The organism is Flagellimonas onchidii (assembly GCF_004804315.1).
Taxonomy (GTDB): domain Bacteria; phylum Bacteroidota; class Bacteroidia; order Flavobacteriales; family Flavobacteriaceae; genus Flagellimonas; species Flagellimonas onchidii.
The window spans coordinates 38,035-52,229 of sequence record NZ_SRXX01000003.1; the positions used below are offsets into that span (position 1 = coordinate 38,035).

Here is a 14,195-nt window from a genome sequence, read left to right on the forward strand (position 1 = left end):
TGGATTTATTTACATTTTTTCCCTTTTGCTTTATTGGTAGCTGATTGAGCCGCACTCCCTTCAGCAATATTTGCATTTCTTATTGCAGTTTTCCTTGAGGTACTTAGTTTATTGAATTCCCTGGTTTGCAGCATATCGCCAGACCATCCCAAATCCTTATAATATTGCATGCTCAATTTATTATTGTCCCAAACACTTAATGAATGACCAATAGCATCCCCATATTCAGTCATCAACCTATGTTGGGCTGCATTGTTATTATATCCATTTTGACTTAAATAATGCCTTAATAGAGAAGAAAAAGATGAAGTTGACATGTTTTGATATTGATAGCTCAAATAAGCATGCAATGATTCATGGATTAATGTTCTGGCAATTACAAGCTTTGTTCCATTTTGGACAAACCTTTTATCTAATGTGATTTCAAATGTAATCTGTCCCTTGGATGGTGTATTACGTACAATTTTAGTGGAACCATTGGCATTGCTCAATGTACCAACTTTAATACTTAAATGGTATTTTGAGTTGTTTTGAAAAAGGTCAAGAATTGTCTTAGATAAATGTTTTCCTCCCTCTAGTTGCCCCAGTTTGTTCAATCTTAAGCGTTTAAAGTCGCCCCTTGCCAATTCCCCAACGATTCTTCCAACACAAGGATATTTTATCAGACTTGGATGTTTTATAACCCTATCTGGTGAAACAGAGGGCCTTGGAATATTTCTAATGGAGCCATCACTCCGTATACCTTGGTATTGTTGTCCCCTTTGTGGAACATGACCCGAACTGGTGTTGGAAACCCAGACCCATTTGTATCTGTCTGGCATAAATATAGTATGGCTATATTCATTGGGCTGTCCTTTTCCGTCATTATTATGGTCATTGTACCTATCTATTATGTCACCAGGTATCCTAACCCTTCGATAACCACCTTTGCCACCTCCGTTGCCACAACCAGAGCCACCAGTGCTCTGCAACAGGCCACAGTCACTTGTACCAGCACAGTTGCTTGATGTAACCTTGAAATCACAGCGTGAAGCACTTGGTGCGGGTAGAGCAACGGGATTTCCTACTTTTGTTATGCCGTGGAACCCATTCCCTTTCTGGTAGTACCTTACCATACTCATTTCACCTTTCAGGTTATATAAATATATCATACCTGTAAAACCACCTTTCTCCAAATCGAAGTAGGAACTGTAAGCCTCGCCATTTCTGGAGTCCATCCGCAACAACCAGTAGGCAGGATTATCGTCTATCATGGTCGCCAATAGGCTATAGGCAATATCGGTTATCTCCCCTTTTTCCAAATCAATTTTCACCGATTCCACAACCTTGTACTCGTGCCATTCCCTCTCTTCCAAGGTTACCTTTTTATGTTCATTCCAAAGGATTTTTAGGCTGTTCTTTGCAATGCCAGAGGATTCATCGAAACCGTCAAGACTAAACTTGCTGCTGATAATTTCTTGCTCAGTAGGCTGAACAACTTCAGTCTCTTGGGTGATTTCTAATTCCGCAGCTTCTTCTTTTTCACAGGAATAGAAGAACACCAGTAAAACAAAAAAGGATAAGGTAAATTTTAGAAAAGAATGTTTTTTCATAAGTAGTAAATTAAGATTTAGCAGTTAATAATTATCGAGGGACTAGCTGCTAAAATAACCACTTGCGTTCAAACGGGATTGCAGGAAAACCTTAAAAATTCTATGGATTTTCCATAAATTTTAATGAGAAATTTGGACTAGACAAGTTGCCAACCGTCCTTTGGTATCTGCTTGGATAGGTATAGCAAAGAAAAATACAGTGTTCGTTGGCTTCCAAGTAGAAGCCTATCAGATGTGCAAAATGAATTGGGCAGGGTTGAAGATGCTGGAGGAAAAATACTAAGACCTAAAACACAGATAAGTCCAGAAGTTGGATATATGGGAGTATTTTCAGACTCGGAAGGTAATCGAATCGCATTGCATTCAAGGGAATGATTGATTACTCGGCTAGTTCCAATAAAGCAATGTCGTAGTCATTTTCTAAAACAACCTTACCATTCTTAACCATTACCTCGGTTTCGGAATAGGTATCATATAATTTAGTGCCATCACCAAAGAACCCCTTTACCCAAAGGGACTTTTTACCTTTAGGTAAATCCAATCCTACCACAACTTTATCTTTGTAATCCCCATCCATATAGGTTCTTGAGAAAACATAAGGCGATTTGGCCAATCTTTTGTGACGACCTGCTCCAATGGCTGGATGATTTCTACGGAATTGACCTAGTTTTTGCCAATGTTCGTGTATTTTTTTGGTCTGCGGCAAACTATCCAACTCTTCCCAGTTCATAAAAGAACGCAGCGTGGCATCTCCCTCGGCACCTTCAATAATCAAACTCCTTGCGGTTTCATCACCATAATATACTTGTGAGGCTCCAGGGGTTAGTAATAGTACATTTGCTGAATAAAATGGTCTTTTACGCTCTTTATCAAAAGGGTTTCCGTCATCATGTGAGGTGAGGTAGTTCAATACGCTTTTGTCTTTGAGCTTTGAGCTCAGTAGTTTGCTATACTTTTTAAAAATGGTCTCATATTCTTTTTGCGCATCTGTTTTAAGGTCAAAGTTGATAAGGCTTTTGAAACCATGATCAAAGAAATCAACTTTCTTATCTCCAAAATCAAAGTTCCGCCCCCCTGAAATGCCATAGTTGTATACCTCACCGACCATATAAAATGGGTTGTCGTCCAAAATCTGTTCTGGATTCTTTTTCTTCCATGTCTCAAAGGCATAGGAAGCTTCTGCATACAAATCTGACCATGCATTTTCGTTTACATGCTTTACAGTATCTACCCTAAACCCATCTATACCAAAATCGTTGATGTAGTCGGTCAACCATTTGATAATATAATATCGAGGTGCTCTGGGATATCCAGTACGTTCAAAGAACAATTGCAATTCATCCAATTCTTGACTCAGTCTACCTTCTTCCTTCCATTTGGCCAATAGCATATCGGGTAACTCAACCGGTTCATCGGATTCGGTTAAAATATCCGGTAAATTTTCAACTAAAGTACAAGCCGTGGTATTTTCATAAGTGGTAAACTCACATTTTGGGCCTGTTCTGACCCAGCTTTCAGGCCAAACAGGGTCTTCGTCCGTTACAGGGCCTGTATGATTCAAAACCACATCCAACAAAATTCGAATTCCTTTGGAATGGGCAGTCTTTACCAACTTCTCCAAGTCTTTGCGAGTACCAAAATTTGGGTCGATAGCTGTCCAATCCTTGGCCCAATAGCCATGGTAACCATAAGTGTTTCCGGTTCCTTCGTCTGTAGCACCGTGTATTTGCTCCACCACTGGGGTAAGCCAAATGGCATTGATGCCCAAATCGGTAAAGTAGCCTTCTTCTATTTTTTGAGTAATTCCGACTAAATCACCTCCTTCAAAACCCCGTAGAACAGCAGTCTCTTCGTTCCTGTCAAAATGCGTTTTGGCCTCTTGTTTACTTCGATTAAAACGATCGGTCAATAGGAAGTAGATATTTGCTCCCTCCCAAACAAATGGAATTTCCTTTTTCTGAACTTCTTCTTCAACTACCTGTTTATCTTCTTGTGGTTTTTTGTTTATCTGTTTGCAACCCAAAAGAAAAGACAATAGGGACATGATAGCAAGTAGTTTTTTCATTTGTTGGGATTTTGCCTAAAACTATAAAATGAATAGCGAAATATAAAATTTATTTACGTGCGTAACACGTGGTTTGGATTAGGGCAAAACTCCTAGGGTTATCTTCTGTTAAGCACTTTATATTCTTCGTAGCAACTTGATATCGCATCGAGAATTTGAAGATCATTGGCAGTACTTATAAAAGATTTTGAGTAATTGCAGTTGTTTAGGATGTCCTCAATATCTACCTTTTCCAATTGTAGCAGTTCGGTAAGTGTCTCGCGGTCGAATTTAGAGGCCAATAAGTTTCGGATATCGTCATCTTCTTTCATTTGCCTCAATTTTCGCATCTGCCTCGGTTTTTTTCCAAAAAGATTCCTCAGAAGGTCTGCAGGATTTAAAATGGCGCCTAATACTTTGGTAACCGCACTGGGATTTTTGTTACCTGCCTCATAGCTTTTTGAAAGCCCAGAAATGCTATACTGATAAGCATTGTTGATGGGAAGATTTTTGACATCAATTTCAAGATAACCGGTTAGTTGATAAGGTCTTACAATAACTTCCTCGAGAGCATATGCTAATTCTGTAAGGGCTATCTCGGTGGGTTGAAATTTAAACATATCATTGGTGACCCGTACTTTTTGGGATTTAAAACCAAGGAAAGAAAGGTATAAGGTATCGTTTACTGCTGCGTTTATGGTAAACTCTCCCTTTTGGTTGGTAATCGTACCAACAACTTTGTTTAAGTTAATGATATGTACACTCTCTAAAGGAAAATCTGTTTGGGCATTGATGACCACGCCATTAAGTTCTCCTTCAGCTAGGGGCTCATTGGTGTTTTGGGCAAAACCAAGAGTTGTAACCAGTGAAAATAGTAAAAGTAGTTTTCCTCTCATGCAATCTTTGTAGGTATAAAAGTACTAAACAAACAAAAATAAACATGAGAGTCTTCCTATTTAATATAGAATTAACTAATAAAAACCTGACCTTCTTTTACCGCCCCTTTTGCCTGAGCCACCTTTTTTGCCTCCTTTAAAGGATTTGCTGTCGCCACCTTTTCGGTGGCCGCCATCCCTACCTTTTCGGTGACCTCTTTTTCTATCTCGTTTTCTACCTTTTCGTGCTCCGCCAGGATCTTTCGAAACTTCAACATTGATAAAACGCCCATTTACTTTAAAATCAGTAAAGGTCTGAAGAATGAACTCGGTAAGTTGCGCGTCTGTATTGAAGAATGAAAAACTATCCTTGGTATCAACATTAAAAACGTCCTCTTTTTCCAAATTAAGGGTTTCGCGAAGAAAATCTTTCAGTGACATCCAATCGTATCCATCTCGTTCTCCCACATTGATAAAATAGCGTACCGAGCCGTTGGATGGAGCGTCACCTTTTGAACTTCTTTCCCCTTTTTCCCGACCACCTTCGGATGAGTTAAGGTCACGGGTCTTGCTATAATAGTTGTAGAATCGGGTAAACTCAACAGAGACTATTTTTTTGATCAATTCCTCTCTGTCCAGCCCATCCAGAACGTCATTGATGACTGGAAGGTAGTTGTCTATTTCCGAATTGATCTCTGTTTCTTTGATTTTACTGGCTAGATGATAAAGTTGAATTTCACATATTTCAATTCCGGTAGGAATCTTTTTGGAAATAAAATCTTGCTGGATTTTCTTTTCAATGGCCTTAATTTTTCTGGCTTCAGACCTTGTGACAATGACCATTGAAATTCCAGATTTACCTGCTCTACCGGTACGTCCACTACGGTGGGTATAGGTTTCAATCTCATCAGGTAACTGGTAGTTGATTACATGGGTCACGTCATCCACATCAATTCCGCGGGCGGCCACATCTGTAGCTACCAACATCTGAACCTGCTTTTTTCGGAAAGCGTTCATTACCAGGTCACGTTGATTTTGGCTTAAATCACCATGTAAAGCGCCTGCATTATACCCGTCCTCTATCAATTTTTCAGCTACTCTCTGAGTATCTCTTTTGGTTCTACAAAAAACCACAGAGAAGATGCCAGGGTTGGCATCGGCCAATCGCTTTAGTGCAGGATAGCGGTCACGTCCACCCACCTGATAATACTCGTGTTGTACCGTAGAAGCTCCTGCATTTTTAGTGCCGACGGTAATCTCCTGAGGCTTGTGCATGAATTTCTTGGCAATGGATGCTACTTCCTTTGGCATAGTAGCAGAGAACAACCATGTGAATTTTTCTTCTGGAGTGTTGGACAGGATATCTTTGATATCCTCATAAAAGCCCATGTTCAGCATCTCGTCTGCTTCATCCAGTACGCAGTAGTCAATTTTAGAAATATCGACCATTCCTCTTCCGATCATATCCTTCATCCGACCGGGAGTGGCAACAACTATTTGAGCGCCACGCTTAATTTGCCTGGCTTGTTCCGTAATGCTTGCTCCTCCATAAATGGCTACCGTGCTCAATCCTTTTACATATTTGGAGTAAAGCTTCAATTCATTTGTGATTTGAAGACAAAGCTCTCGAGTAGGGGACAGGATTAATCCTTGAGTGGTCCTACTTTCCGCATGTATTTTTTGAATCATGGGAAAACCGAAAGCAGCGGTTTTTCCTGTACCGGTTTGGGCCAAAGCGACCAAATCGGTTTCTTCTTGTAATAAAATAGGAATGGATTTTTCCTGAACTTCGGATGGTGTTTCAAATCCAAGATCGGCAATAGCATCCAATAGGGGTTTGTCCAACCCCAGGGTTTCAAATTTTGTCATTGTGGTGTATACCTTAAATCGCAAATATGTTGTGTTGCATAGAGCGATTTTATACATCCCATTTGAGCCCCTCGCAACACCATGCCCATACCGGCGGCGTTAATAAAGCTGCAAAGGTACACTTATTTAAAGATTTGCAATCAGGTTGTTTGGTTTTTAAGAAATTCAACTAGCTTTTGTACAGCCTTTGCTCTATGACTAATAGTGTTTTTGGTCTCTAAAGGAAGCTCCCCAAAGGTTTGTTGGAAACCTTCAGGCTTAAAGATAGGGTCATAGCCAAAACCTCCTGAGCCCATTTTTGTTTCAGTTATAGTACCGTTTACAATGCCATCAAAGACATAGCTCTGACCTTGAAGATTCAGGTGAATTACTGTTTTAAAATGCGCATTTCTGTTACTACCGCTTTTAAGTTGAGCCAACACCAAATCCATATTATCCTCCGTATTCTTTTGATTGCCAGCGTATCGGGCAGAATAGACCCCGGGAGCTCCATCCAAAACATCTACAAGAAGTCCGGTGTCATCGGAAAAACAATTGTAACCATAGGTTTGGGTTACGTAATCTGCTTTGATTTTGGCATTTGCTTCTAATGTGCTTCCAGTTTCTGGAATATCTTCTGAACATCCTATGTTAGCAAGGGACAACAATTGTATTTCTTTGGGAAGCAATTTTCTGACTTCTTCCAGTTTATTGGTATTATGAGTGGCAAAAACAATTTCCAATACTGTAGTTTTTAGTGGAAGGGCTAAAAGTAGTAATTTCGATATTAAGCTAAATTGAATTCAAATGAAGATTTTACCACCCTTGGTGATGTTGGTTTTTGGTGTTTTCATGTACCTTTTGGCAACATTTCTTCCTGTTGGTGACTTTGATTTTTTTGGGAGAAAAGAGTTGGCCGTTTTTCTTTTTGGGCTGGCAATTTTGGTCATATTTTTAGGAATATTTCAATTTAGAAGGGCAAAAACCACCACGAATCCCCTCGATTTGTCAAAAACTACAAAATTGGTAACTACTGGAATATTCAAATATTCCCGAAACCCTATGTACTTGGGCATGCTTCTGATTTTACTTGCTCTAGGGTTAAAGTTGGGGAACGCATTCAATACGCTTTTGGCGGCAGGATTTGTGTACTATATGAACCATTTTCAGATTAGTAGAGAGGAAAAAGCGTTGACAAATATGTTTGGAAAGCAATATAGTGCCTATTGCAAAGCCACTAGACGCTGGTTTTGAGATGAAAAAAGGCCTGAAAAAATAATATTTGAAACTTTTTGCCCCTGATTTTTGATATATCCGCATTTATCGAGCCATTTTGATTGCTTCCGATTCTATGGATAGAATTAATTTTTAATTTTACGCCTTAATTTTTGAAGCAATTCATGATAGAGGTGGCACGCAAGTACGTTTTTGATTTTGATAGCACCCTTACAAGGGTAGAAGCGTTGGATGTTTTAGCTGAGATGACCCTTCAGGGCAAATCCAACAGGAAAGAAATCATTCAGGAAATACAGGACATTACCAATTTGGGTATTGATGGCGATATTTCATTTACGGAATCTTTGGAAAGAAGAATACGCCTTTTGAATGCACATAGGGATGATTTGGATGGATTGGTTAACGAATTGCGTCAAAAGATTTCTAAGTCAATTGCCTCTAACAAAGAGTTTTTTGAAAAATTTTCTGACGATATTTATGTAATTTCATGTGGCTTCAAGGAATTCATAGACCCTATAGTTGAAGAATATAACATTCCGTCTGATCGGGTATATGCCAACACCTTTAAATTTGATAATGATGGTAATATTATTGGATTTGATGAAGCAAATGTACTGGCTTCACACAATGGAAAGATAGAATGCCTTAAGAACCTTGATTTAGATGGCGAGGTACAGGTGATAGGCGATGGTTATAGCGATTATGTAATGCGTGAAGCTGGAATTGCCGACAAGTTTTTTGCCTATACAGAAAATGTACATCGCGAAAAGGCTGCAAACAATGCGGACCATGTAGCACCTAACTTGGATGAATTTTTATTTGTGAACGATTTGCCTAGAAACCTTTCATACCCGAAGAATAGAATCAAGATATTACTGTTGGAAAATGTACATCCGGCAGCGTTCGACAATTTGTCCGAAGACGGTTTTTCCGTTGAGCTGGTCAAACATAGTATCCCAGAAGAAGAGCTTATAGAGCGAATCAAGGGTGTTCATGTATTGGGAATACGATCTAAAACCCAAGTTACCAAGAAAGTACTGGAAGCTGCCAATAAGTTGTTGGTCGTAGGAGCTTTTTGTATTGGAACCACTCAGATTGACCTTGAAACTGCGAAGAAAAAAGGAGTTGTTGTATTTAATGCACCTTACAGCAATACCCGATCTGTTGTGGAACTGGCTATAGGTCAAACTATAATGTTGATGCGAAATGTTTTTACACGTAGCGCTGAAATCCACAAAGGTGAGTGGAACAAGACCGCAATAAATTCAAGAGAGGTACGTGGAAAAAACCTTGGAATAGTAGGTTATGGAAACATTGGCAAGCAGATGTCAGTATTGGCGGAAGCAATGGGTATGCGAGTATACTACTATGATGTGGCAGATCAATTGGCGTTGGGTAATGCTGTGAAATGCAGTTCCTTGGAAGACCTTCTATCGGTATCAGATGTGGTTACATTACATATCGACGATAACAAGGCCAATAGAAACTTTATAGGTGAGCGAGAAATCAATCAGATGAGGGACGGCGCTATCCTGATAAATCTATCTCGTGGATTCGTTGTAGACATTGATGCCCTTACAGTGGCATTAAAAAGCGGGAAGCTTGGTGGTGCTGCTGTTGATGTATATCCTTCGGAACCCAGAAGTAATGGTAACTTTGAGACCCCGTTGCAAGGTATTCCCAATGTGATTCTAACTCCTCATGTTGGAGGTAGTACCGAAGAGGCCCAACGAGATATTGCGGACTTTGTACCGAACAAGATTATGGATTACATCAATTCTGGAAATACAGTGGATGCGGTCAACTTCCCAAATATTCGTTTGCCAAAACAGAACAATGCCCATAGATTTTTGCATATCCATAAAAATGTTCCAGGCATTATGGCCAAAATCAACGAAGTTTTGGCCAAGTACGAGATGAACATAACGGGGCAATATCTTTCAACAGATAGTGAGGTCGGTTATGTGATTACGGATTTGGACAAAGAGTACAACAAAGAGGTGGTTAAGGCACTAAAGAACGTAGAAAATACCATCAAGTTTAGGGTACTGTATTAAGGTCTCACCCTCGTTTTGATTTAAATAGCGTTTTCACCTTTTTAAAAACTTGTTTCACAACATTTATACTTCTTCTAGCGGCTTTTTAAACTAAATTGTAAGCTAATTCTTACTATTTCTGTAGCATACAATGAAGATTATAAAGTTCAAACCATTTCAAAAAGGATTCAGGGCTTATTATTTGTTGGTCATCTCAATCGTTGCTCTTACGATTACTATCCAGTCCATGACCCAATATTCACTGAGAAAACAGCGAAACGCTGCTATGATGGTAAATTTAGCGGGGAAACAGCGTATGCTGAGCCAACGTGTTTTAAGCGAATTATATTCCTGTAGGTATCATAATTGTGATTATGCCGAGCTAAAACTAGCGTTGACCAAGTTGTACCAAATGAATGGATTTTTACAGCGTGGTAACGAGAGCCTAAAAATAGAGCCTCTAACAGATGACGAAATTTTAAAGGAATTTAATCGATTGGAACCGCATGTAGAATGGTTGTATAGCGAATTGAAAGATTATCAGAGCTATGCCAACATATCTTTTACCGATGTCAGATATAGAACAGATCGTTTTTTAGAAATCATGGATGGTATTGTGATGCAATTTCAGAAAAAAGCTGAAAAGGACATTAAGACCATGATGATCATAGAATTAGAACTGGCTATATTTTCAATTGTCATCATACTGTTCGAAATCTTTTTTATAGTCAACCCAATCATTGCAAGAATTATAGACCAAAAAAAGAAACTTACTGAAATTGCTTGGCATCAATCTCAGGTATTTAGTTCGCACATAAAGAATATTTCCGATCTGCAATATGTTTTAAAGGTTGAAAAGAGCCCTGAGAGGCAGCGTGAGATTTATGGGTTTATAATGGAGGAACTGGACCATCTTAAAAAAGTTTCCAACGATATGGAAAAATCATTGGAAAAGACGGCCGAAAACCCGAGACCCCATCACATTGTCATAAAGAAAGTAGAAGATTTTCTGGAAAAGTATAACTTAGTTTCCTATAAAAGTATTAAGAGTGATTCCGATAAAGTTATCGAAGCAAAGTAGTGTTAGCCTTAATGTTATTTTTCTATTTGTTTTCATAGCTGGCAGAGCTCAATTTGACAACTTCGAATCTGCGAAAATTTACCTTAAAAACGGAAAAATAATTGAGGGACAGGCAAAAATTCCGCTAGAAGGGAAAACATTCACTCCTAATTTTAAAGAAAAGATACGGTTTAAAAATGGGAAAGATATTGTTAGATATGATGAAATAGCCGTGGATTCCATCATTTTCGACACAGAATATTTTTTCAAAACCAAGATTAATGGCAAACGGATTAAAAAAGCAATAAAAACACGGGATAAATTTGTCTATAAATCCATTGGCGAAAAATTCCCCCAACTTGTCAAAGAAATCAAAGTGGGGAACATCGTTGTTTATGAAAAATTTAAAAGACTTAACCCCGGAGGGCCTGTTTCAGGGATTTATCGCTTCTATTCGCCGCATTTGAGAACTAATAAAGGACTTACGAGTTTTGGACATTATTTTTTTTGTGAAGGTTCTGATAAGGAGTTGCAGCCCTTACCCAGAACGAAAAGATTTATCGATTTTTTCTCATTTTGCCCCAGTTTGATAAAAACTTATAAGAATTTCAACAGGGAGTTGCATGCTTTTGAAATAATAGAATTGATCAAATCGTTTGATGATGCGAAGAAGTGTCATTAGTTATGGTGATAAGGTTCATTCCGTAAAATTGTAAAGCCACGATATAGCTGTTCCACCAAGAATAAACGCACCATTTGATGCGAAAAAGTCATTTTGGATAAACTAATTTTTCCGTTACTTCTTTGGTACACGGCATCACTAAAACCATATGGACCTCCAATTGTGAGCACAAGATTTTTAATGCCACTATTCATTTTTTTCTGAAGAAACTGTGAGAATTCCATAGATGAAAACTGTTTGCCGTTTTCGTCCATGAGTAACAGTATATCCGATGGTTGTACTTGGTTAAGAATCAATTCACCTTCTTTTTCCTTTTGCTGCTTTTCCGAAAGGTTTTTGCTGTTTTTAATGTCGGGAATTATGTCAAACCTAAATTTGACATAATGTGCAAGACGCTTCTCATATACGGAGATAAGCTTAGCAAGTTCGACACTATCTGTTTTGCCAATGGCGATTAGGGTAATCTGCATGCCCAAAAATAATTTTTTGGAAGAAACTATGGAAATTGAACATATTTTGAGAACAATGTTTTTAGTATTTTCGTCAAAACCCCAATTTGATGATTACCGAAGATCAATTCCAAAACGAAATCGATTTGATTATTGCCAACGCTATTCGGGAGGATGTAGGCGACGGCGACCATAGTTCATTGGCCTGTATTCCTGATTCGGCCAAGGGAAAGGCCAAACTTTTGGTCAAGGATGAGGGAATATTAGCAGGGATTGAACTTGCGAAACAAGTATTTGCCTATGTCGATGACAGAATGGAGGTTGAAGTCCTCATTCCAGATGGTTCAAAAGTCAAATATGGCGACATTGCATTTTATGTTGAAGGGAGCTCCCAAAGCATATTGAAAGCCGAACGTTTGGTGTTGAATGCCATGCAGCGCATGAGTGCCATAGCAACAAAGACGAAATATTTTGTAACATTATTAGAGGGAACAGGGACTAACATTTTGGATACCCGAAAGACCACCCCAGGTATCCGCGCCTTGGAAAAATGGGCAGTTAAGATTGGGGGAGGAGAAAACCATAGGTTTGCACTTTATGATATGATCATGCTCAAGGACAACCATATCGATTTTGCGGGAGGAATTACAAAAGCCATTCAAAAAACACAGCAATACCTTACAGAGACAAATCGTGATTTAAAAATTATTGTAGAAGCCAGGAATTTGCAAGAGGTAGAAGAAATTTTAAAAACCGATGGTGTTTACAGAATTCTGCTAGATAACTTTGACTACGCTGATACTAAAAAGGCTGTAAAAATAATAGGGAACAAATGCCTTACCGAATCCTCGGGTGGAATCAATGAAGATACCATTCGCCAATACGCGGAGTGCGGTGTTGATTATATTTCCTCCGGCGCTTTGACCCATTCTGTCCATAATATGGATTTAAGTTTAAAAGCGGTTTAATGTCTGTTGCGATAGAAGAACAATTGGAAAAAATACCAGTGGTTAACTGGCTTGTCCGATTGCTCAAGAATATCCAACTAAAAGCTTTTGAGGGTTTTTCTTTTTATGATCTATTGGAGATGTATGTCCTTGGAATAGTAAAAGGAACGCTTTCCACTAGGGCCAGTTCTATTGCTTTCAGCCTTTTTATGGCGCTTTTCCCGTTGATTATCTTTTTGGTCACACTTTTGCCCTTCGTGATTCCTTATATAAGTTTGGAAGGTGGGGATTTCGATAAACAGTTTCTGATTTTTCTAGAATCATTTTTACCAACGGCGACCAGCGATTATTTTGAAGTAATTTATACACAGATCAAAGACCAAAAAAGAGGAGGTCTATTGTCGTCCGCCTTTTTGGTTTCCATTTTTTTGGTAGCTAATGGGGTAAATGCCATTTTCAGTGGCTTTGAAAACTCTTACCATGTTGAATTGACACGGAATTTTTTCCGACAATATGCCTATGCCTTTATGGTAGGGCTGATTTTGTCGGTTTTGTTGATTCTTGGAGCCGTAGCTTTTGTCTATTTTGAATTCTATGTGGTGGAATATACCAGTGAATATTTTGGAAAAACACTGGGATATGACATTGAAAAAGGAGATACCATAGGTATTCAAGTAACCAAAATACTTTTCTTTACCGTATTATCCTATCTCACTACGGCAATCCTTTATTATTTTGGGACGGCCGAAGGAAGAAAAGCAAGATTCTTTTCAGCTGGAGCGTTAATGACCACACTGTTGTTCTTGTTGACGTCGTATCTTTTTGGGGTTTATGTGGAAAAATTTGCTCGATACAATGAATTCTACGGAGCTTTGGGGGGATTACTTATCTTAATGGTGTTTATTTGGTTGAATTCGAATATCCTTTTGCTTGGATTTGAATTGAATGCTACCTTGAATTCTTTAAAAAAGAAGCATGAAAGAAAGATGGAAGCTTAACTATTTAGGATTTATACTGGTTTTTAGTTGCACAAATATGTGTTTGGCACAGTCCGTTTTTGGCAAATGGCGTACGATTGATGATCAAACCGGAATGGAAAAGGGGATAGTGGAAGTATATCAAGAAAATGGTCACCTTCAAGCTAAAATCATAAAGATCCTTGAAAAAGGTAGGGAAGATGCAGTCTGTATAAAATGTAAGGGAGAACTAAAAGATAAGCCGGTTAAGGGAATGCAGATAATGCGCAATTTTAAATCCAATGATAAAGGAGAGTACAAAGGTAGTTACCTGTTGGACCCAGAAAATGGTTCAGTTTATCGCGGAAAGCTTTGGTTGGATTCCGATGATAAAAGCAAACTTAAAGTAAGGGGATATCTAGCGTTTTTCTACCGGACGCAAACCTGGCACAGGGTAAAAGAGGATTGAT

Annotated in this window: 14 protein-coding genes; 8 read left to right on the plus strand and 6 right to left on the minus strand. The window is 38.7% G+C overall.

Annotated features, from left to right (window positions below):
* Positions 1-5: 5 nt before the first annotated feature.
* Positions 6-1,592 (minus strand): hypothetical protein, encoded by a 1,587-nt coding sequence (locus tag E4661_RS04050; RefSeq protein WP_136465543.1) that lies wholly within the window; start codon positions 1,590-1,592, stop codon positions 6-8.
* A gap of 171 nt (positions 1,593-1,763) precedes the next feature.
* Between E4661_RS04050 and E4661_RS04055 the strand changes: the two genes are divergently transcribed.
* A complete protein-coding gene (locus E4661_RS04055; RefSeq protein ID WP_240751406.1) occupies positions 1,764-1,967 on the plus strand; it encodes a VOC family protein in 204 nt (67 codons plus the stop codon).
* Between the two features lie 4 nt (positions 1,968-1,971).
* On the opposite strand, the gene E4661_RS04060 is transcribed toward E4661_RS04055, so the two are convergent.
* From E4661_RS04060 to E4661_RS04075, 4 genes are all read right to left on the minus strand, one after another.
* Positions 1,972-3,657 carry an alpha-amylase family glycosyl hydrolase gene (locus tag E4661_RS04060; RefSeq protein ID WP_136465544.1) on the minus strand — a complete coding sequence of 562 codons (1,686 nt, stop codon included), beginning with the start codon at positions 3,655-3,657 and terminating at the stop codon, positions 1,972-1,974.
* 98 nt (positions 3,658-3,755) lie between these two features.
* The gene (locus E4661_RS04065; RefSeq protein WP_136465545.1) at positions 3,756-4,532 is read right to left on the minus strand and encodes a carboxypeptidase-like regulatory domain-containing protein; all 777 of its coding nucleotides are present in this window, start codon (positions 4,530-4,532) and stop codon (positions 3,756-3,758) included.
* A gap of 75 nt (positions 4,533-4,607) precedes the next feature.
* Positions 4,608-6,380 (minus strand): DEAD/DEAH box helicase, encoded by a 1,773-nt coding sequence (locus E4661_RS04070; protein WP_136465546.1) that lies wholly within the window; start codon positions 6,378-6,380, stop codon positions 4,608-4,610.
* A 140-nt stretch (positions 6,381-6,520) separates the two neighbouring features.
* On the minus strand, positions 6,521-7,102 hold the full coding sequence (locus tag E4661_RS04075) for a non-canonical purine NTP diphosphatase (protein ID WP_136465547.1): 582 nt from the start codon (positions 7,100-7,102) through the stop codon (positions 6,521-6,523).
* A 64-nt stretch (positions 7,103-7,166) separates the two neighbouring features.
* Here E4661_RS04075 and E4661_RS04080 point away from each other — a divergent pair, with 64 nt between their 5' ends.
* From E4661_RS04080 to E4661_RS04095, 4 genes are all read left to right on the plus strand, one after another.
* Positions 7,167-7,613, plus strand: a complete 447-nt coding sequence (locus E4661_RS04080) for a methyltransferase family protein (RefSeq protein ID WP_313779138.1) — start codon at positions 7,167-7,169, stop codon at positions 7,611-7,613.
* 146 nt (positions 7,614-7,759) lie between these two features.
* Positions 7,760-9,652: a phosphoglycerate dehydrogenase gene (gene serA, locus E4661_RS04085; RefSeq protein WP_136465549.1), complete on the plus strand. Its 1,893-nt coding sequence runs from the start codon at positions 7,760-7,762 to the stop codon at positions 9,650-9,652.
* Positions 9,653-9,782: 130 nt separating this feature from the next.
* Positions 9,783-10,712 (plus strand): type IV pili methyl-accepting chemotaxis transducer N-terminal domain-containing protein, encoded by a 930-nt coding sequence (locus tag E4661_RS04090; RefSeq protein WP_136465550.1) that lies wholly within the window; start codon positions 9,783-9,785, stop codon positions 10,710-10,712.
* Positions 10,681-11,373 (plus strand): hypothetical protein, encoded by a 693-nt coding sequence (locus E4661_RS04095; RefSeq protein ID WP_136465551.1) that lies wholly within the window; start codon positions 10,681-10,683, stop codon positions 11,371-11,373. Before E4661_RS04090 ends, E4661_RS04095 begins: the two co-directional genes overlap by 32 nt.
* On the opposite strand, the gene rlmH is transcribed toward E4661_RS04095, so the two are convergent.
* Entirely contained in the window at positions 11,370-11,843 is a 474-nt protein-coding gene (gene rlmH, locus E4661_RS04100) for a 23S rRNA (pseudouridine(1915)-N(3))-methyltransferase RlmH (RefSeq protein WP_136465552.1), read from the minus strand. The two genes, E4661_RS04095 and rlmH, sit on opposite strands and share 4 nt — an antisense overlap.
* A gap of 89 nt (positions 11,844-11,932) precedes the next feature.
* Here rlmH and nadC point away from each other — a divergent pair, with 89 nt between their 5' ends.
* From nadC to E4661_RS04115, 3 genes are read left to right on the plus strand one after another with little or no spacing between them, the layout of a single operon-like run.
* Positions 11,933-12,790, plus strand: coding sequence for a carboxylating nicotinate-nucleotide diphosphorylase (gene nadC, locus E4661_RS04105; protein WP_136465553.1), 858 nt, complete (start codon positions 11,933-11,935; stop codon positions 12,788-12,790).
* Positions 12,790-13,767 (plus strand): YihY/virulence factor BrkB family protein, encoded by a 978-nt coding sequence (locus E4661_RS04110; protein WP_136465554.1) that lies wholly within the window; start codon positions 12,790-12,792, stop codon positions 13,765-13,767. The genes nadC and E4661_RS04110 overlap by 1 nt, the downstream gene beginning before the upstream one ends.
* Positions 13,745-14,194, plus strand: coding sequence for a DUF2147 domain-containing protein (locus E4661_RS04115; RefSeq protein ID WP_136465555.1), 450 nt, complete (start codon positions 13,745-13,747; stop codon positions 14,192-14,194). Before E4661_RS04110 ends, E4661_RS04115 begins: the two co-directional genes overlap by 23 nt.
* The last annotated feature ends 1 nt before the right edge of the window (position 14,195 follow it).